This is a genomic window from Paludisphaera soli (assembly GCF_011064595.1).
Lineage (GTDB): Bacteria > Planctomycetota > Planctomycetia > Isosphaerales > Isosphaeraceae > Paludisphaera > Paludisphaera soli.
This window is the reverse complement of sequence record NZ_JAALJI010000015.1, coordinates 91632-108833: the sequence shown is the minus strand read 5'-3', so window position 1 is coordinate 108833 and position 17202 is coordinate 91632. Positions and strand designations below refer to the sequence as shown.

The 17202-nt window shown below is 69.8% G+C and carries 25 protein-coding genes; all 25 read right to left on the bottom strand.

The genetic code is table 11. The annotated features are described in order from the left end of the window. Window positions 1–344: 344 nt before the first annotated feature. Window positions 345–626, bottom strand: a complete 282-nt coding sequence (locus tag G6O68_RS18940; RefSeq protein ID WP_165250206.1) for a hypothetical protein — start codon at window positions 624–626, stop codon at window positions 345–347. Window positions 627–630: 4 nt separating this feature from the next. Beyond that, complete coding sequence (locus G6O68_RS18935; RefSeq protein ID WP_165250205.1) at window positions 631–1392, bottom strand: Ig-like domain-containing protein; 762 nt, start codon at window positions 1390–1392, stop codon at window positions 631–633. Window position 1393: 1 nt separating this feature from the next. After that, complete coding sequence (locus G6O68_RS18930) at window positions 1394–1759, bottom strand: hypothetical protein (RefSeq protein ID WP_165250204.1); 366 nt, start codon at window positions 1757–1759, stop codon at window positions 1394–1396. Window positions 1760–1761: 2 nt separating this feature from the next. Further along, window positions 1762–2745, bottom strand: coding sequence for a hypothetical protein (locus tag G6O68_RS18925; RefSeq protein ID WP_165250203.1), 984 nt, complete (start codon window positions 2743–2745; stop codon window positions 1762–1764). A gap of 15 nt (window positions 2746–2760) precedes the next feature. Further along, window positions 2761–3159 (bottom strand): hypothetical protein, encoded by a 399-nt coding sequence (locus G6O68_RS18920; protein WP_165250202.1) that lies wholly within the window; start codon window positions 3157–3159, stop codon window positions 2761–2763. Between the two features lie 90 nt (window positions 3160–3249). Continuing rightward, window positions 3250–4389 carry a hypothetical protein gene (locus G6O68_RS18915; RefSeq protein ID WP_165250201.1) on the bottom strand — a complete coding sequence of 380 codons (1140 nt, stop codon included), beginning with the start codon at window positions 4387–4389 and terminating at the stop codon, window positions 3250–3252. Further along, complete coding sequence (locus G6O68_RS33305; RefSeq protein WP_165250200.1) at window positions 4389–5273, bottom strand: HK97-gp10 family putative phage morphogenesis protein; 885 nt, start codon at window positions 5271–5273, stop codon at window positions 4389–4391. Before G6O68_RS33305 ends, G6O68_RS18915 begins: the two co-directional genes overlap by 1 nt. Window positions 5274–5276: 3 nt before the next feature. Then, the gene (locus G6O68_RS18905; protein WP_165250199.1) at window positions 5277–5552 is read right to left on the bottom strand and encodes a hypothetical protein; all 276 of its coding nucleotides are present in this window, start codon (window positions 5550–5552) and stop codon (window positions 5277–5279) included. A 32-nt stretch (window positions 5553–5584) separates the two neighbouring features. Beyond that, the gene (locus G6O68_RS18900) at window positions 5585–5935 is read right to left on the bottom strand and encodes a hypothetical protein (RefSeq protein WP_165250198.1); all 351 of its coding nucleotides are present in this window, start codon (window positions 5933–5935) and stop codon (window positions 5585–5587) included. Window positions 5936–6001: 66 nt separating this feature from the next. Then, window positions 6002–6430 carry a phage tail tube protein gene (locus G6O68_RS18895; RefSeq protein WP_165250197.1) on the bottom strand — a complete coding sequence of 143 codons (429 nt, stop codon included), beginning with the start codon at window positions 6428–6430 and terminating at the stop codon, window positions 6002–6004. 14 nt (window positions 6431–6444) lie between these two features. Next, the gene (gene gp17, locus G6O68_RS18890; protein WP_165250196.1) at window positions 6445–6933 is read right to left on the bottom strand and encodes a tail completion protein gp17; all 489 of its coding nucleotides are present in this window, start codon (window positions 6931–6933) and stop codon (window positions 6445–6447) included. A 3-nt stretch (window positions 6934–6936) separates the two neighbouring features. Beyond that, window positions 6937–7422 carry a hypothetical protein gene (locus tag G6O68_RS18885; protein ID WP_165250195.1) on the bottom strand — a complete coding sequence of 162 codons (486 nt, stop codon included), beginning with the start codon at window positions 7420–7422 and terminating at the stop codon, window positions 6937–6939. A 15-nt stretch (window positions 7423–7437) separates the two neighbouring features. Further along, on the bottom strand, window positions 7438–8013 hold the full coding sequence (locus G6O68_RS18880) for a hypothetical protein (protein WP_165250194.1): 576 nt from the start codon (window positions 8011–8013) through the stop codon (window positions 7438–7440). Then, the gene (locus G6O68_RS33300; RefSeq protein ID WP_165250193.1) at window positions 8013–9410 is read right to left on the bottom strand and encodes a collagen-like protein; all 1398 of its coding nucleotides are present in this window, start codon (window positions 9408–9410) and stop codon (window positions 8013–8015) included. Before G6O68_RS33300 ends, G6O68_RS18880 begins: the two co-directional genes overlap by 1 nt. Window positions 9411–9414: 4 nt before the next feature. Continuing rightward, window positions 9415–9750: a head-tail adaptor protein gene (locus tag G6O68_RS18870; RefSeq protein WP_165250192.1), complete on the bottom strand. Its 336-nt coding sequence runs from the start codon at window positions 9748–9750 to the stop codon at window positions 9415–9417. Continuing rightward, window positions 9747–10325 carry a head-tail connector protein gene (locus G6O68_RS18865; protein ID WP_165250191.1) on the bottom strand — a complete coding sequence of 193 codons (579 nt, stop codon included), beginning with the start codon at window positions 10323–10325 and terminating at the stop codon, window positions 9747–9749. Before G6O68_RS18865 ends, G6O68_RS18870 begins: the two co-directional genes overlap by 4 nt. A 3-nt stretch (window positions 10326–10328) precedes the next feature. Then, entirely contained in the window at window positions 10329–10526 is a 198-nt protein-coding gene (locus tag G6O68_RS18860) for a hypothetical protein (RefSeq protein WP_165250190.1), read from the bottom strand. A 62-nt stretch (window positions 10527–10588) separates the two neighbouring features. Beyond that, the gene (locus G6O68_RS18855) at window positions 10589–10945 is read right to left on the bottom strand and encodes a hypothetical protein (protein WP_165250189.1); all 357 of its coding nucleotides are present in this window, start codon (window positions 10943–10945) and stop codon (window positions 10589–10591) included. Between the two features lie 92 nt (window positions 10946–11037). After that, entirely contained in the window at window positions 11038–12429 is a 1392-nt protein-coding gene (locus tag G6O68_RS18850) for a phage major capsid protein (RefSeq protein WP_165250188.1), read from the bottom strand. A gap of 58 nt (window positions 12430–12487) precedes the next feature. Next, window positions 12488–13123, bottom strand: a complete 636-nt coding sequence (locus G6O68_RS18845) for an HK97 family phage prohead protease (protein ID WP_165250187.1) — start codon at window positions 13121–13123, stop codon at window positions 12488–12490. Beyond that, window positions 13120–14370 carry a phage portal protein gene (locus G6O68_RS18840; RefSeq protein WP_165250186.1) on the bottom strand — a complete coding sequence of 417 codons (1251 nt, stop codon included), beginning with the start codon at window positions 14368–14370 and terminating at the stop codon, window positions 13120–13122. Before G6O68_RS18840 ends, G6O68_RS18845 begins: the two co-directional genes overlap by 4 nt. A 2-nt stretch (window positions 14371–14372) precedes the next feature. After that, a complete protein-coding gene (locus G6O68_RS18835) occupies window positions 14373–16037 on the bottom strand; it encodes a terminase large subunit (protein ID WP_165250185.1) in 1665 nt (554 codons plus the stop codon). After that, window positions 15979–16500, bottom strand: a complete 522-nt coding sequence (locus G6O68_RS18830; RefSeq protein ID WP_165250184.1) for a phage terminase small subunit P27 family — start codon at window positions 16498–16500, stop codon at window positions 15979–15981. Before G6O68_RS18830 ends, G6O68_RS18835 begins: the two co-directional genes overlap by 59 nt. Beyond that, the gene (locus G6O68_RS18825) at window positions 16433–16861 is read right to left on the bottom strand and encodes a hypothetical protein (RefSeq protein WP_165250183.1); all 429 of its coding nucleotides are present in this window, start codon (window positions 16859–16861) and stop codon (window positions 16433–16435) included. Before G6O68_RS18825 ends, G6O68_RS18830 begins: the two co-directional genes overlap by 68 nt. Continuing rightward, window positions 16854–17198, bottom strand: coding sequence for an HNH endonuclease signature motif containing protein (locus tag G6O68_RS18820; RefSeq protein ID WP_165250182.1), 345 nt, complete (start codon window positions 17196–17198; stop codon window positions 16854–16856). Before G6O68_RS18820 ends, G6O68_RS18825 begins: the two co-directional genes overlap by 8 nt. Window positions 17199–17202 lie beyond the last annotated feature (4 nt).

Here is a 17202-nt window from a genome sequence, read left to right as displayed (position 1 = left end):
GAGACCTGCGCCGTCTCTATCATCATATACGTCGTGAACGGATCTCCCACACGACTTCTCCACCCGGATCCCATTTCGCCCCGAGCCTGCCTTCGTGCGTCCGGCGTTCCGCGGCGCATCTCCCATTTGGCATCCTTAGAAGTCGGCGATCCGGGGCTTCGAGCCGGTCATAGGACTTGTCGTCGCCGACGCGGCCAGGGCGGCCGGCGACGGCCGCCGAGGCCACCCCACTTCGCCGAGGGGCACCCCGGATTGGCGGACCAGGTCCGCGAAATGGCGACCGTCGTAATTGGTCAGTCCGCCGCCGACGTTCACGCCTACTCGCATCGTCGCTCCTCGATGGATCAGGCCACGCCGTAGGTCTCGACGCAGCTCCAGCACTCTTGAGGCGTCCGCCTCGCCCCGCCCGCGACGCCGCACGCGAAACAGCCGCACGACGCCGACGTTGAGCGATAGGGGCAACGGGCCGCCGTCCTCATGAGCCGGACGGACGCCGCGAGCTGCCGGGATTCTTCGACGCCCGGGGCCGCCGCCGGGGCCGAGAGCCGGGCCGCCGCATGGGCCCGGACCACCGGGTCGGGATCGTCGAGCTTGGAGGCCAGCAGGGCGCGAAGGGTTTCGTTCATCGGCCTATCCGCTCACGACCACGGTGCCGCCGACAGGGTCGGGGAGGGCCCCCGCCGTCTGGACGAGGGAGCCGGACCAATAGAAGTTTTCGCAGTCGATCGGGCCGAACGTCGCGTCCGCCATGCACGTCGTGTCGGAACCGCAATTCTGCCCCGAGTAGCGCCAGCCCCCGCCGACCAAGGCCGCCTCGCCCCAGGTCCGCCGAAGCCGCCAGAGAGGGCCGGGGATAGCCGCGAGCGAATACAGGTAGGGGAGCGGATTCGTGCCGACCTCGCAGGGCACGAAGAGGCTCGTCCGGGCGCCCGTGTTCGCCGTCCCCGGGGTGACGGCCTGGATCTGGTCGAGCTGGCAGACGGTCGGATGGGACCATGTCCCGAACGCGTCGGTGATGTACAGTCGCGGGCGGACGCCCATCGGCGTGCAGGGGAAGGAGGCCGCGTTGCAGCACCAGCCCGGGAGCAGGGAGGCCCCAGGGACGTTGAGCGTCTGCGCGACGGTCCCGGTCGGGAGCGAGGCCCCGAACGTCGCGAAATGCGGGACGTCGGCCTCGACCCATCGCGTCGCCGACGTCGGCACGCAGAGCGTCGCCCGGCCGTCCGAATCGGTGACGCCCGACGCGACGACCGCGCCGCCGCTCGACGCCCGGATGCGGACCGGCACGCCCGCCCCCGGGTTGATATTCGTCGGCGAGCAACACCGCACCGTGTAGGCCGCGCACAGGCCCGGCGTCGGGCAGTAGCACCCCGGACAGTTGATCTTCTGCACGTCAGCAATCCGCCTGCACGAGCCAGAGTTGCAGCCCGATCCACCCCACCTTGACGGCCTTGTTGACCGCGACCGAGGACGTAAACGCGTGGTCGTTCCAGACCTCGACGTCTTCCGCGATCTCGGCCCACGCCCCGTCGACCCGATGCCAGAGCCGCACCCGCCCCGACGAACTCGGCGACGACATGGTCCCGGCCGGTATCGCCGTCGTCACCCGGGCCCGGAGGACGCCCGGACTCCAGCCCCAGGCCGACGCGACCGGCCGATCGCCGCCGGTCGGGGGCTGGCCCTCGGATCGCCGCACCGCGCGAGCGATGCGGCGACCGTCCTTGTGCCGGAACGCGACCGGGTCGTTTTCGCCAGCCATCGTCAAGGCTCCTCGGGAGGATCGGGGGGAGGTTCGGGCGTGCCGGCCGTGAAGAGGTCGGCCGGAAAGCCGAAGTCCGCGAACTCGGCCGTTTCATAAACATCGACGTACAGATAATGCGGATCGTCGTCCGGCCCGGCCTTGGTCCCGTCCGGCTTGAGGCAGACCGGTGCCGAGACCGGCGAGTGACCGTCGAGGATAGGCAGCCGCACGCCGCCGACCTTCTGACGCAGGCCCGCGTCGAGGACTTGCTTCTTCCAGCCCGTGTAGAGGACCGGCTCGCCCTCCTCCTCGGAGAGGATGTCCTGGCGGAACCCGAATTTGTACGTCACGTCCCAGACGTACCCCGAGACTTCCGGCTCCCAGCGTCGGGAAGGCTGGATGTCCATGCAGAGGACCGATTTGGAGGGCCAGCCCATCCACGCCGTGGCGTTGACGTGGTCTTTATAATCCGTGATCCGAAAGAGGGGGTGGAACCGCTCGACCCGCGTAACCTCGACGACGTGCGTCGACCTCGGCCGCATCACGCCCGGCAGCGGATCGCCGGCCGAGTTGAGGAGAGGCGCGCCCGTGACGACGTCCTTCAAGACCGCCTCCTCTTCGGCCTCGCCGTAGCCCCGGACCTGCGGCGGCGCCGCGAACGGATCGCGGTAGCCGTCCGGGCCGACCGGCCCCTCGTTCTTCGACGGATCGTAGGGCCCGAACGCCACCGAGACCGTACCGCGGAGCCCGCTCGCGAGGTACTCGACGCCGTCGAGCGAGATGTCCTGGAGGAAAAGCCGTGCGTTCGTCTCGGTCGCAGTCCGCGTGAGCGGATAGCGGTAGGTGTCGCCGACGTTCAGGCCGAGGGCCTCGATCAGGGCTTGCGGCCCCGTGTCGCGATCGTCGGCGTGGACGAAGAGCTTGACCGTGAACCGCCGGCCCGCCTGGAGGTTCCAGCCGCCGGATATGCCGTTCTTCGCCTCGATGATCTCGGTTATCGCCACGCCGCCCTCCTCGGATCAGACGATCTCGATCAGTTTCATGCCCCGGAAATCCCAGGCGTCGCGGCCCGGGGGCTTGTCCCACTTCTGTTCGATCCGTTTCAACACGTCGGCCGCGTCCTTCGTGTTCTTCGCGACCGGGTCTTTCGCCCCGCCGTATTTCGAGCGGAGGATCGTCTCGACCGCCTCGGCCGAGCCCTTGAGCATGGCAGGGGAGAACTCCCGGACCTTGGCGAACTTCGGGTCCGTCCCCAGCCTGGCCGCGATGCCGCCCGCCGCCGCCGCGATCGCCGCCAGGCCGCCGGGCCCGCCGAGCAGGCCCGGGAACCCGGCTTGCGACCGGCCCGCGAACGCCCCGGCCCCGATCGGCCCGAAATTGGAGACCATCCGCTCCGGCTTGGAGACCGGCAGCTCCACCGGTTTCGACAGCTCCTCGCGAGCCTTGGCGAGCTTCTCGCGGAGCCGCTCCAGCTCCTTCGCCAGCCGATCGGAGGGCCGGCCCGCCCCTCAAGCCTTGAGGAACTCCGCGTCCATGTCCTTCACCCGGAACCCGGCCTCCTCGCCGAACGCCCGGAGGAACGGGCCCAACGCCTCGTCGAGGCCGCCGCCGCCGACGAGCTTGCCGTTGTGGTCCGGCATGAGGTCGCCCAGGAAGCCCGCCGCCTCGCCGAGCGCGCCGAGGATGCCCGATTGAGCCGCCGTGAACGCGTGGTTGATCATCCACCCCGCGTCGGCGAGCAGGCCCGCCGCCTCGGTCATCGCCCCGAGCCCCGTCGTCGCGAGCCCCAGCTCGGCCGAAAGGCCCGTGAGCCACGACGTCGACGCCGCCTCGTTGTCCTTCCAGAGGCCGGCCGTCACCGTGAGGAGGTCCGAGGCCGTGCCCAGGGCCTCGCCGACCGCCGGCGCGAACGTCTCGCCGACCTGCGTCGTGAAGTTCTCCCAGGCCCCGGAGAACCCCGCCATCTTCGCCGCCGCCCCGTCCGCCTCGTGCGCGGCGACGCCCAGGGCCTCGGCCCCCTTCGTCACGATGAGGCTCGCCCGCGCCTGCATCTTCGCGAACTCCGAGACCTCCCCGCCCGCCTTGGCGAGCCGGAGCCGGTAGGCTTCCGCGTTGACCATGCCTTCCGACAGCTGGATCCCGAACGCCCGGAGAGGGACGATCTCCCCGGCGAGGGCCGATTGGAATTTCTCCATCGAGACGTCGATCGGGACGTCCTTCAACGCGTAGTAGTCGTTGGCGACCTGGAGCATCGCCTTGGTGAACTGCGCCGTCTTCTCGTCGTCGAGCCCCGCCCCCTGGAAGAAAGACCCGATCGCATTCGTGCGATCCAGCAGCGTACCGAGGCCGATCTTGAACGCCCCCGACATCCGCCGGACGTGCTCCTCCATCGCGTCGGCCTGGTCGCCGAACGTCACCCCCAGCCCGTGAACCGCCTCCTCGACGTGCGCGGCCGCCTTCGCCATCGAGACGAGCCCGTGCACCGCCGTCCCGACCGCGATGCCGGCGAAGACGCCCCGGAGGGCCGAGCCCATCCGATCGACGTCGTGCCCGAACGTGCGGACCTCGGCGCGGGCCCCGCCCATCCCCCGATGGAAGTCGACCGCATCCAACTGCATGCCGACGTTGATGTTTCCGAGGCTTCCCATCAAGGCCCCTTTCGCCTACGCCGCCGCCGCGAGGGCCGGAGGGCCTTCCGCAGCCACTTGCGGAGCCGCTTCGTCGCCTTCGTCGAGGTCCGCTTGAGCCGCTTCGCGGCCCTGGCCGAGGTCCGACCGAGCCGCTTCGTCGTCCGCTTGGCCGCACGCCTCGCCGACCGCGTCCGCCTCGTCGAGGTCCGCTTGAGCCGCTTCGTGGCGCGCGTCGCCCGCTTCCGCACCCGAGAGGCCGACCGCCCCAGCCGCTTCGAGGCCCGCTTGACCGTCCGCCGCGTCCGCTTGGCCGCCTTCGTCGCCCGCTTCCGCGTCCGCCTCGCCGACCGGCCCGCCGCCCTGGCCGCCTTGCGGCCCCGCCTGGCCGCCCGCGAGGCCGTCCTCGACGCCCGGCCCGCCGCCCGCTCGGCCCGCGCCACGATCCGCCCCAGGCCCGTCCGCCGGAACGCCGCCGCGTAGATTTCGGCCTCGACCCCGTCGAGGATTTCGGCCCGTGCGATCCTCAGCGCGTCGCCCTTGCCCGACTCGAAAGCCGGAGTGAGGTAAGGCCGGGGCCGCGACCGCTTCGAGCCGAATTCGACGATAGCCGCGTAGAACGTGACGCCCTTGAAGTCGCCGGCCCCGACCCGCGTCTCGGTCCGCACCCGCCACGGGCCGCGAGAGTTCGCGTCGACCGTCTTGATAGCCGCGCGCAGCCGGCCCGTGAGGACCGGCGCGAACTGGCGAGCCAGCCGCGTCACCACGTCCATGCCCGCCCGCGTCGCACGCCGGAGGACGCGTTTTTGAACCCCCTTGGCGACGGAGGAGAGGGCCCGAATCAACTCGACGTCGCCGTCGACGTTCAGGCTGATCCCCCGCCCACCGCCGGCCCGTCTCGCCACGAGTCACCCCCCGACGCCGAACATGGACTCGAACGCCCTCGCCGCGTCTTCCGGCTTGAGCGAGCGACGCCGACGCCGCTTGACGACCTCGACCTTCGGATAAAACTGTTCGATCGTCGCCTTAGCGCCGAACGCCTCGAACAGCGCCACGCCGAGCCGCGACATCGCCCACCACGGGTCGAACCTCGGCCGATGCCGGAAATAGACGCGCCACCGCGCCCGCTCGCGGGCCGGCATGCCCTCGACCTCGGCCAGCGTCAAGCCGAGGTCGAGGGCCATCTCGAAAGGCTCGCGGGCCGCCTGGCGCGTCCTCAGCCTTTTCCCAGCTCGTCGGCCTCCTCGGTCGAGACCGTGTTGAGCTTGATGTGGGCCCGGAGGATCGGCTCCAGCTCGGCGACCGGCCGATCGGCGAGGGACTCGACGTCGTCCTCGCCGAACAGCGGCGAGCCCGCGTCGTCGACCGCCACCATCGCCACCGTACGCGCCCGCGACTGCCGGCGCCGCTCGCGACGCGAGAGCCGCGACATCCGCGACTCCAGCTCGTCGACCTCGCCGGCCGTAACCTGCCGGACGTTGACGTACCCGCCGAGGGCCGGGACCTCGACCCGCTCGCGCCGAGGCTCCACCGCCTTGAAGAAATCCGACCGCGACAAGCAACCCATCCGCCGCCCTCCCCGAAATCGAAACCAGAGCTTAAACCATCAATTGACGCTTGTGCGTTCGCCCGATCAGGGCGTCGCCGTCGTCTTGACCCAGGGCCCCGTGGCCTGGAGGGTGAACGTCGCCATGTAGGCGTCCTGATTCGCCCCGCCCGGCCGGTCGAGCCCCACCGGGAACGCGTCGACCGTGTACAGCGTCGCCGGGGACGTCGGGACCGAGACTTGCACCTTTTTGATCGTCGGAGCGTCGGTCCAGGTGTCGAGGTACGCGTGATCGGTGTTCGCCGGGTCGAAACGCATCTCGACCGCGATCTCGCCGGAGGCCGTCAGCCCCGGAGACATCTCCTCGGCCACGGAATCGAGGTCCGTGTCGTCGATCGTGCCGACTGACTTGGAGGGCCCCGAGATCGAATGGACCTGCGGGATCTTGGTGAACGTCGTACCCGTGCCGACCTTGTCGACCGAGAACGTCATGCCCTTGCACTTCAAACGAGCCATTCCGCCGCCCCTCCTCAGCCCCGGAGATCGAATTCAAAGTCGACGATGAGTTGATAGGTCTGCGCGTCGCCGCCGTCGCCCTCGTATTCCGGGAGGTCGTACTCCCGGAGGTACGCGACGTCGGCGACGAAGATCGAGCCCACCCAGACCGGGCCGAGCCCGTCGAGGGATTCAGTGACCGCGAGGCCGACGGCCTCGGCCTCGATCGGATCGTCCGACCAGCACGAGACCCGGACCCGAGCCTCGGCCGTGCCGTCCGGCCCGTCGAGGTCGCGACCGGCCGTCAACGCCGGACACAGATAGGTGATCCGAGGATAGGCGTCGGACCGCCCCGAGCCCGCGAACGCCACCCGCGACCCCACGAGGGCCGCGACCGCCGGGGCGTCGAGCAGGAGCCGCCGCACGGCCTGCCGCAGCGTCGTCGGGCCCGGGTCCGGCGTCGGCCCCGACCAATCGGCGAGGCCCGCGAACGGGCCCGTAGCGAACGCGAACCCCGCGAACATGGATCAGCCCCCTTGCTCGAAAGGCGACGGCACGATCGCCCAGCCCGTGAACTCGGGTTGTTTGACCGCCTCGCCGTCGACCGCCTCGCGGAGCTGGCCGAAGAGGGCCGGATGCGAGCCGACGAACTCGACCAGGCCGACGAGCGGAGCCCGCAGGACCGGAGCCGGGCCGAAAGTCGGCTCGACCGCCGGAGACAGCTCGACCGCCTCGCCCGTCTCCGGGTCCGGCTCGCCGTACGTCGGCGGGACGTAGGGCGTCAGTTGTTCGGCCTGGCCGTAGACGCCCGGCGTCGGCCCGGCCGCGATCGGATAGACCACCGTCGCGACCGCCGGCCTCCCCGAGTAGCAGGCCTGCGCCGACGCGTACACGTCATAGACCATCGCCGCCGTGTAGTTGCGGAAGTTCAGCGGCAGCAGGTTGCAGACCGCGTAAGCCGCCGGCAAAGTCGCCCCGCTCCGCGGATCGACGTAGGGACCGACTAGAGGCACGGTTTGAGACTCCGATCAAAAGGCGAAGTTGCCGAAACCGTTCGAGGGGAGCGAGCCGGCGAGATTGCGATGGTGCGGATCGAAGAAGAGGCTCGAATACACCGCGTTGAAACTGCCCGTCTTGGTGAGCCTCAGCTTGAACGACTCGTTGACGAGCCAGGTGTAATAAAGGCCGCCGGTGAAGCTCGACATCGCGCGGGCCGCGTCGAGCACCACGTCGGAAGACGACAGGATCTCGACCGTCTGAGAACGGGAGCCCGATTCCGGGTCCAGGAAGTAGGCCGAGAACACGCGAGGCGTCGTGTCGGCGAGCGTGACAGTGACCGTTACAGTGGTGTTGCCGAAGTACGCGTATCGGTCCCCGGTCGACTGATCGGCCGGAGGGGGCCGCCGGATCGCCCTCGCATTCGAGTCGCCGGCCGCCCAGCTGAAGAACCCGCCGCCGCCGGTGTTGGCGTGGGCCACCGATGAGACGTAGGACGGGAGGACCGAGTAAGTCGAGCCGGCGAGGACGTGATAGCCGTCTCGCCCATACTGGCCGCTCCAATAGCCTTGCCGCACCGTGTTGCGACCGATGAAACTCGCAGGCATCAGCGATTCTTTCTCGAATGCTTGATGTCGATTTCAAGATCCTGGAGGCCGGTGCCGGCGCCCGAGATCGTGAAATCGAAACGCGTCGACTTGCCGAACGTCAGCGACGACATCTCGGCCGCCGTCATCACGACTTGCGACGTCGACGAGGGGTTGATCGTCTTCGTGCCGATCGAAGATCCGTCCCGCAAGACCGCCACGACGCAGCCCCCGGCCGGCCCGTTGACCCCGGCCCGAAACAGGATTTCGCGGATCTTGCCGACGCATCCCGCCGTCTTACCCCCCGTCACCGCCGTACCGTTCACGACGTCGACCCGAACCCCGAGCCGGAACGAGAACGAGTAGTCGCCGCCGTACCCGTCCGCGTCGTACCCGGAGGCCGCGAGGCCGAGGGTATCGAGGATCGCGAGTGCGTCGCCCGAGCCCGACGCCTGAAAACTCTTGTCTTCGAGCGTCTGCGCGCCTTCGAGCGTGACGTCGCCGGTGCCACCGCCCCCCGCCTCGTCGCCCCAGACCGTGGCGTAGTCGGTCGACGAGGCTTTCTTGAGGACCTGCCCCGTCGTCCCGCCCGCCGGCACTCCGGGCCCGGCCGGACCCGTGGCGCCCGGAGTCCCGGCCGCCCCCGGCTCGCCTTGCGGCCCCGGCTCGCCCTGCGGCCCCGGCTCGCCCTGCGCCCCCGTCGCCCCCGGCTCGCCCGGCGGACCCTGCGGCCCCGTCGCCCCCGGCTCGCCCGGCTCGCCCTGCGGCCCGACGAGGCTGGAGACGTCGTCGCCGCCGACGATCGCGAACACGCCCGCCGCCGTGGCGACGAAGCTGTAGACGGACGTCGAGCCCGGATCGCCGACCGGGACGTGCGGGACGCCGCCCGGAGTCAGCCAGAGCAGGCCCGGCGGCCAGTCCGGGACGCGTCCGCCCGTCGCGTCCTGGACGAGGAGGAGAAAGAGGGACCGCCCGTCCTCGACGCCGTCGAACTCGACCTCGCGATTCCCGCCGAGGACGACGCGTTGCGTCGGCGAGGCCGCCCAATCGAGGACGATCGTCGGCCCGTCGTCGACCTCGACCGAGGCGACCAGGGCCGTCGCCGCGTCGATCCTCGCATGGACCCCGTCCGCGTCGCCCTTCGTCCAGCCCACGAGCGCGACGTCGGAGGGCAGGACCGTCGCGTCGGCCTCGCCGTCCGCCGTCCCCGCGATCGTGAGCACGTTCCCCGACCGGCCCGTCGCGCGGAGGATCGTGACCAGCCGCCCCGCCCGGAGGATCGAGACCTTCGCCCAGAGGTCCGGCGTCGGCGAGCCGAACCCGGACGCGTCGTCGAGCTGGAGGAGGCCGCCGCCCTCGGATCGGGCCGCGACGACCGAGCCGCGAGCGTCGTTCAGGAAGAGATTCGGACTCGGCATCGACTCATCCCAACCTTTCGATGCAAGCGATTTCCAGCCATTCCCGCCGCCCGTCCGCGTCCGTCGTCGAGACGATTTGCAGCGTCCGGCCGGAGGGGAGGAGCCGGACCCGCCCCACGGCCGCGAATCCGGCCCGGAACCGGCAGTCCAGCAGGACCGGCCGTTTCGCGAGCCGTTTCGCCGCATCCTCGACCTCCTCGCCCGGCTTCTCGCGGACCCGGGCCCGGAACCGGAACCGCTCGACCCAGGCCAAGACCGGCTTGCCCATGAGGTCGCGAGGCCCCGTCTCGACCGGCTCCTCATAGGAGCAGAGGTCGCGCATCAAGCCCGGGTCGATCATCGCGGGAACGCCCCCCACCGCAGCCCGTCGATAAGGTCTTTGACGTGTAGCGGAACATTCGCCATCGAGCCCGCGGCGACCGGCAGACGTCGGTCGTACCAGAGCCCGGCCACGATCATGAGGGCGAGCCCCGCGTCCTCGGGAACGTCGCCGGGCCCGTCGCCGTAGCCCGCGACGTACTCGACCCGGACCTCGCAGCCGTCAGGCCACCGGCCGCCGACGTCGACGAGCCGGACCTCGCCCGGCGTCCGGCCCGCGAGTCGATAGGCCGCCGGATCGAGCGTCGCCTCGGCCCCGGCCTCGTCGCGATACGTCACCGCGACCAGCGACCGCACCGGGGCCCACGGCAGCCGCAGCGGCTCGCCGCAGTCCGGGAACGCCTCGAACGTCGTCGCCAGCGTCTGATTGATGAACCGCAAAGCCGTCCGCTTCTCGACGAGCCGCCGAGCCGCCTTGCCGTACCCGAGGATTTCCTCGTCCTCGTCGTCGAGGTCGAGCGGCAGCCGAGCATGCCGTTTGAGTTGCTCCAGCGTCACCGGCTCGGCCGCCGGCCCGACCACGACGATCGTTTCCAAGGATCAGCCCCCCAGCTTGACGGCCTTCCGAGCCTCGGCCGGGGCCGTCGCGACGGCCTGGCGAGGGGCCTCGGCCGCGATCCGCCCGACCCCCGACTTGACGACGTCGGCCGCGACCGCGTCCGGCAGCTCGGCCGACTGGCCCCGCTTGAACTCCCGGCCTTGCACCCAGGCCCCGCCCGTGAACTCGATTCGCGGCATGAACCGCCCTCCCCGTCAGACGCCCTCGATCAGGAGGCCGGAACGCCCGGCCCCGCCCGGCCTCAGCGAGCCGGCAGCCGTTGCCCGCGACGCCCGGCCGCCTCGGTGGCCGCAGGAGCCGCCTCGGCGGCCGCAGGAGCGTCCGCCGGCCCCGGCTCGCCTTCCGGCCCGGGATCGCCGACCGGCCGGTCCTGCGAGCCGTCAGCCACGGCCGAGAGGATGGACCGGACCGCCTCGTCGTTCGCCTCGTCGTCGCCGCCGACGACCTCGGGGACCTCGCGGAGGTACTCCGCGTCTTTGTAGTGGACGAAATGCTCGGCCGCCTGTTCTTCCAGCTCGACGACGTCGCCGACCTCGCGGTTGACGTCGCCCACGAGCCGGGCCCGAAGCATCCGCACTTGCTCAAAACGCTGACCCATGAACCGCACTCCCATGCCTTGCCGAACGCGGGGCGGGCGCGAGGCCCGCCCCGCTCAGTGCCGAGAACCCGGAACGCCCGGGGCCGCGAGGATCAGACGGTCGAGATGTCCGAGCAGATGCAGAACGAGCCCGGATGCCGGACGTTGATGTCGACGTCCTGGAAGATCGCGTATCGGATGTCGCCGGTGTGGGCCAGCGAGAACGGATCGGCGAGGATGTCGAGTTGCGACATGAGCGCGACGACCAGCTCGGACCAGTCGGCGAAGATCATGGCCGACAGCGTCGTCCCCGACGTGCCCTTGACGAGGTTGTTGGGGACGTTCGTGGTGGTCATAGCTCGGTAAGAGGCGATCGGCTCGTCGCGGGAGTCGGCGTCCCAGATGTACTTGGGGTAGCCGGCCTCGCGGGGCGTCGACGCCATCTTCGTGCGAACGTCGGGGTTGGTCAGCCAGCCGCGAGCGTTGTCGGGCGCGTTGGCGTTGTTGACCTTGCCGATCATCGCGTTCAGCAGGGCCCAGGTGATCGGGCCGCCGTTCGCCCCGGCCGTCGCCACCGAGCCGACGCCCGACGTCTGGAGGACGCCGCGAGGCTGGTTCGAGGAGCCCGAGCCGTTGATCGCCGCCCGCTCGACGCCCTGCTGGACGGCCTTCATGAGGTCGTCGACCGCGAACGTCTCGCCGTCCGACATGTTCGTCTGATAGAGGAACTTCCGCGAGATGATCGTGTTCGCCGTGACCGTCTTCGCGCGAAACTGGACGTCGTCCGTACCCAGGTTCGAGGCCGTCGCCGAGCCCTGTTCGCCGACCCACGCGATCGTCGCCGTCGCGTTCTGCCGCGAGAGGTTGAACGGCTGGGTAATCCCGGTCAGGACCTGCGCGCCCAGCTCGGTTAGCACCAGCCGAGCCCGGAGGAGGTCGATCATCGTCGGCATGACGAGGGTCGGGATCGTCGAGGCCCCCGTCGTGGTGGTCAGGTCGCGATACTCGACCCGCGAGAAGTCGTAGCCCCTCGGGAACATCCGCCGCGAGACCGGAGCGTCCCACGGGATCGAGACCCCGGGGCGGGAGCGGAGAGCGACGGAGTTGCGGCGCAGCTCCTGCGAGACCTCGAACTCGACGCCGTCGAAAGGTCGGTTCTCGCGAAGCTCGGCCGCGCCCCAGAGGGCCCGGCGGATCGAGAACCGGGAGACGAGCGAACGCCACTCGGCCTCCTGGCCGCGCTCGCCGCCGTGCGCGTCGCGGCCGTCCGCGATCGAACGGTTGACGAAGTTGGCCGAGCCCCGAGACTCCAGGTCCGCGAACAGGCGAGACCGTTGCTCCTCGGCGTCAGCCTCGTTCAGCAGACGCAGGGCCGTCGCCCCCGCCTCGTCGACCGCCGCCCGCATCTCCGGCGTCGGGGCCTCGGCCGCCTGATACTCGCTACGCAGCTCCAGGGCCCGACGACGAGCCTCGGCCGCAGCCGCCCGCATTTGCGCCAGCGTCATACCTCACCCTCCCCAGCTATCAGGAATCCACCGCCCCGGACCGGCAACGCCGCCGCCGTCAGGCCCCCCGCCGCTCCAGCTCGGCGAACAACGCCGCACGCCCCGGCTCGGCCAGCCAATCCGCCTTGACCTTGTCGACGACGTCCGCCGCCTCGCCCCCGGCCCGAATGTCGGTCCCGGGATACTGCGGATAGGTGACGGCCGACACGTCGTAAAGGTCGAGGTCGATAAGCTCGACCGTCGTTACTTCCAGGTCCCCGTCCATCCGCGTCGTGATGACCTCGCCCCCCTTCCGAGGGACGAACGCGAACGACATTTGCGACACGTCGCCCCGGTCGATCGAGACGAGGAGGTCCCGGGCCGCCTGGGTGTCCGGCGGGTCGATCTCGACCGCCAGGCCGCGAGCGTCCTCGGAGAGCCGCAGCGTCCCCGAGGCCGTCCGGCCGAGGATCAGCGTCGAGTTGTGGTCGATCAGCGCCCGGACGTCCATCCGCTCGGCGAGGGCGTTGCGGAACGCCCCGGGCCGGATGACCTCCCGGACCTCCCACCCCCTGGCCCGATAGAGGACCGTCGACTCGCCGAAAACCGCCGCGTGCCCCCGCAGCACGCGAGGCCCCTCGGCCTCGCCCTCGGCCGCGTCCCGCCGCCGGAACCCCGCCCCCTGTTGCAGACGCCGCCGGACCTTGGAACTCATGCCCCGCCCCCCTCGATCGCCGCCGGAGCCTTCGCCCGAGAAGACATCGCCAACGGAGTAAAGAACTCGTCCCCGCCGTCTCGCCGGTCGTAGCCCTCTTGAGCCCGGACCTCGTTGGGGCTGATCGCCCCGATATTGAAGAGGGTCCGGTACATGACCGCCCGGCCCGCCGTGTCGGCCCGCAGGAATCCCGTGAAGTCGTGGCGGAACGTCCAGCCCGCCGCGACGTCGTCCGGGCCGAGGAGCCGGAGGTTCAAGGACTCCTCCCAGACCCGGGCCCAGGGGAGCAACGTCGTTTGGGCGAACTCCGATTTGACCGCCTCGACCGTCGAATAATGCATGTCCTTGTATTGCATTACGCGATGCGGAGGCACTCCGAAGATCCGGCAGATTTCCAGGATCTGGAACTCGCGGGTTTCGAGGAACTGCGCGACCTCGGGATCGACGGAGGCTTGGGTGAACCCGAAGCCCGGCGGCAGCACGCCGACTCGCCCGGCCTTGCCCACCCCTTCCGCGTGCCGCTTAATGAACGCCTCTCGGAGGCGGATGTAAGCCTCCTCGTCGTCGCCCATCGCCGCGTCGGCCGTGATGTACCCGCTCGGAAACGCCCCGTTGGCGAGGAACGCCGCCCCGAACCGCTCGGCCGTCACCGTCAGCCCCAGCGTATGCGCGTGGAGCCGAACCGGGTTGAACCCACGCACGCCGTCGCAGCCGAGGCCGGCGACATGCAGTACGCTCCGGGCCGGCAGCCATCCCGCTTCGGTCTGATAGCCCGCCCGCCCCTCGCGAAAGGCGAGGTCGGTCGTGCCCGAGCCGAGGAGCCGGATTTGAGGCCGCCCCGCCGCCGTCGCAATCTCGCCGTACCCGTTGCCCCAGGCCAGCGCGTTCGCCGTCATCGCCGTACGGAACCCGATCGGAGTCGTCAAACCCCCGTCCGGCGACCAGCGAAAGAGCGAGTAGAGCGGATGCGTCGGGTCGTGCTCCTCGGTGTCGTCGTCCCGCACCCGGACCAGGTTCAGCGGCATCGACGCCAGGTCCCGCGAAATCGCCTCGATGCACCGCCGGGCCGTGGCGAGGCCCAGCATGCCCCAGACGTTCACCTTGGCCGCGACCTCGTCGGGGCCGAGGCCCCAGCCGTACAACTCGCGACGCATCGAGACGAGGAAATCATCGCGACCGACCGGCGAGCCGCCCGACCTCAGCAGCGAGGCCGGCGTCGCGAGTGCTCGTCGTGGCAGCTTACGCATGGTCAGGCCCATTTGAAGTCTATCGAGGAGGGCCGCCGCTTCGATGCGTCGCCGCCCTGGCCGTCGATGCCGATAGCCCGCATCAGCCCGGCGAGGGCCGAAACGAGGGCGATCATCGGGTCGATTCGGCCCGTGCTCTTGCCCTTCACGAGGCAGACGTTGTCATTCTTCGGGTCGCGATCGACGACCGCGTTGCCCGCCGCATACGCGAGCATCGGGTTGTCCCCGTGCCGCAAGAGCCCTTGGAGGTACAGGGCTTCGAGCGTCTTCGTCGGGAAGGTGTGGGCCAGGTGTCCCGGCTTGAGGTGCTCGAACGGGACGCCCCGCTTACGCAGGTAAGGGGCCATCGCCCCCGTATTCACATGGTCGCTCAAGACATACTTGAGCTTGAATCGGTCGTGTTCCTCTTCGATGAAATCCTGGACGATTTCGGGATTCATGACCTCGCCCGGGACCAGCTCCAGAAACCCCCGCTCGGCCAGCTCCAGATAAGGGAGATTCTCCTCCTTGGACCGCCGCTCGGCCGTGGCTTCCGGCACCCAGACCTTGCACCAGACGTCGACGCCCTTCTTGAGGTTGCCCGCCACCCTGACATAAGCGTTCAAGTCGGTTTTGATCGCCATGTCGAGCCCGGCCGACCAGACGTCCCCGGCCTCCTCGACCTCCTCGACCGTCCGCCGCTTCGGGGCCGCGTGCCATCGCCCCATGTCGACGAACTTCTCATCCTCCTTCGTCCAGATGTTCAGCTTGAGCCGCTTGAAGTTGGCGAGGAGGGCCGGGCCGCCCGCCTTGGCCTCTTCCAGCTGCGCCGCGAACTTCGCCTCGTCGATCGTGACGCCCATCGACGGATTCGCCATCCGCCATACGCGAGGATCGTCGATATCCGGCGTCGGATCGGTCGGCCCGTGCACGATGCCCAGGAAATGCAATTCCTGATTCGAGCCGCGATCCAGGGCGAGGCATCGTTGATACTGCCGGTAGCAGACGGTGGTTTGATCGGCCCCCGCCGTCGTGATGAAGACCAAGAGCGGTTGCTCTCGGCTGTCGCCCGCGTACTGGAAGACGTTCCAGAGGTCGTCATTCGGCTGACGATGCAGCTCGTCGAAGATCGTGAACGACGCTTGTACGCCGTCCTTGTTCTCGCTCTCGAAGGAGTTCGCGACGAGGATTCCGTCGTTGTCCTCGCAGATCAGCCGCTTTTGCGACGGCACGGCCTGGATGATGCCCGACAACTCCGGCTCCTGCCGGACCATCGCCGCCGCGTCGCGGTAGATGATGCCCGCCTGATCGCGGGAGCACGCGTTGATATAAACTTCCGGTGCCGCCTCGCCCTCGCCGATCAGGTGATAGAGGCTTTGGGCCGCGATCAGCGGACTCTTGCCGTTCTTCTTGGCGACGAAGAGGCCGCCTTGCGTGAACCGCCGGAGGCCGGTGTCCTTGTGCACCCAGCCGTAAAGGCGATAGATCCAATCCTGTTGCCAGGGCATCAGCCGGAGCGGCTGCCCCCGCCACTTGCCCGTCTTGAGCTTGCAGAGGGCCTCGATCCAATTCTCGACCGCGAGGGCCGAGGCCGGATCGAAGATGTACCCGGAGCGGAGCGCCAGCTCGTCAGCCTTGTTCCGAACCGGATCGAAGGAAGCGATTTCGATTCGCGATTGCGGCGGCATTGAGTTGCTCCAGCTTCGACAAGCCGGCCTCGCCGTCGCCGATGACCTCGACCCGCCCCCGATCGGTAGGAGTCAATCCGAGCGTCCCCGCGAACGAGTGCAACGACCGCTCGGCCCCGCTCAGGACCCCGAGCAGCGGATGGGCCTTGACCGCCCCCGTCTTGAAGTTCGTGACGACCAGGTCCCGGCCCCGCATCAAGTCGCGAACCCGCGTCACCGTCGCATAAGCCGAGCAGTAGGCGACTAGGACGCCCTCGTCGGCCGGCGAGAGGACGCGTCGGTCCATGAGGAGCGAGACCGTCCGATCCCAGATCGCCGAGGCGATCGGGTCGGCCGCGATCGTGTCCGGCTTCGGAGGCTCGCCCCCCTGCCGGACCGCCGCGAACGGGCCCGCGTCACGCCCCGCGTTGGCCTTGAGGATCTTCAACTTCGGCGGGTCCGGCTTCCGCCCCCTCTTCGCCATCGTCGCCCCCCTCCTCGGCCTCGACCCCGTCCGCCTCGTCGAGGCGATTCCGCAGGAGGGCCGCCGTGATGCTCGCGGAGCCGACGAGGGCCGACCGCGTCCGCCGGTCGATCCACCGCCCGCGAGCGTCCTGCGAACGCCTCAGCTCGTCGACGGACCGCCTCAGCTCGGCGAGCCCGTCCTCGACCTCGCCGAGCATCGAGATCGCCGCCTTCGCCCGACCCCTGATGACCCAGCCGTGAGCGTCGACGTGACGGAAGATCCGCCAGAGTGCGACCGCCGAGGCCGCCTGGATCAGCAGCACGCCGAGAAGGGCGAGCAGGAGCACGCCGCCGAGCCGAAAAAGCAGCAGATCAGCCACGTCGAGACTCCATCCGTTGCCGCGTCCGCGTCTCGCGACCGTGGCAGCGTTTGCAGAGGCTTTCAAGATTCGCGAGGTCGTACGCCAGCCCCGGAGCGTCGCGAACCTCGATGACGTGGTGGACGTCGACCGCCGGGACGCGAGGGTCGCCGGCCTTCCGGCACCGCTCGCACATGGGCGAGCGTTTCAGCTTCTGGAGCCGGCACCGCTTCCACGCCGCGCGGCAGAGGAACCGATGATGTTCCCTGTCCTCCTCGGGAGTCGGAGGCCGCTTGCGGACCGGCTTGAACACCGCCTCGCGGTCCGGCCCCGTCTTGAACGTCGGGGCCTTGTCCACTCCG

Coding starts and splice junctions, on each gene's coding strand:
- G6O68_RS18940 (WP_165250206.1), bottom strand. CDS start 626: ATGAACGAAACCCTTCGCGCCCTGCTGGCCTCCAAGCTCGACGATCCC.
- G6O68_RS18930 (WP_165250204.1), bottom strand. CDS start 1,759: ATGGCTGGCGAAAACGACCCGGTCGCGTTCCGGCACAAGGACGGTCGC.
- G6O68_RS18915 (WP_165250201.1), bottom strand. CDS start 4,389: ATGGGAAGCCTCGGAAACATCAACGTCGGCATGCAGTTGGATGCGGTC.
- G6O68_RS18905 (WP_165250199.1), bottom strand. CDS start 5,552: ATGGCCCTCGACCTCGGCTTGACGCTGGCCGAGGTCGAGGGCATGCCG.
- G6O68_RS18900 (WP_165250198.1), bottom strand. CDS start 5,935: ATGGGTTGCTTGTCGCGGTCGGATTTCTTCAAGGCGGTGGAGCCTCGG.
- G6O68_RS18895 (WP_165250197.1), bottom strand. CDS start 6,430: ATGGCTCGTTTGAAGTGCAAGGGCATGACGTTCTCGGTCGACAAGGTC.
- gp17 (WP_165250196.1), bottom strand. CDS start 6,933: ATGTTCGCGGGGTTCGCGTTCGCTACGGGCCCGTTCGCGGGCCTCGCC.
- G6O68_RS18880 (WP_165250194.1), bottom strand. CDS start 8,013: ATGCCTGCGAGTTTCATCGGTCGCAACACGGTGCGGCAAGGCTATTGG.
- G6O68_RS33300 (WP_165250193.1), bottom strand. CDS start 9,410: ATGCCGAGTCCGAATCTCTTCCTGAACGACGCTCGCGGCTCGGTCGTC.
- G6O68_RS18870 (WP_165250192.1), bottom strand. CDS start 9,750: ATGATCGACCCGGGCTTGATGCGCGACCTCTGCTCCTATGAGGAGCCG.
- G6O68_RS18860 (WP_165250190.1), bottom strand. CDS start 10,526: ATGCCGCGAATCGAGTTCACGGGCGGGGCCTGGGTGCAAGGCCGGGAG.
- G6O68_RS18855 (WP_165250189.1), bottom strand. CDS start 10,945: ATGGGTCAGCGTTTTGAGCAAGTGCGGATGCTTCGGGCCCGGCTCGTG.
- G6O68_RS18850 (WP_165250188.1), bottom strand. CDS start 12,429: ATGACGCTGGCGCAAATGCGGGCGGCTGCGGCCGAGGCTCGTCGTCGG.
- G6O68_RS18845 (WP_165250187.1), bottom strand. CDS start 13,123: ATGAGTTCCAAGGTCCGGCGGCGTCTGCAACAGGGGGCGGGGTTCCGG.
- G6O68_RS18840 (WP_165250186.1), bottom strand. CDS start 14,370: ATGCGTAAGCTGCCACGACGAGCACTCGCGACGCCGGCCTCGCTGCTG.
- G6O68_RS18835 (WP_165250185.1), bottom strand. CDS start 16,037: ATGCCGCCGCAATCGCGAATCGAAATCGCTTCCTTCGATCCGGTTCGG.
- G6O68_RS18830 (WP_165250184.1), bottom strand. CDS start 16,500: ATGGCGAAGAGGGGGCGGAAGCCGGACCCGCCGAAGTTGAAGATCCTC.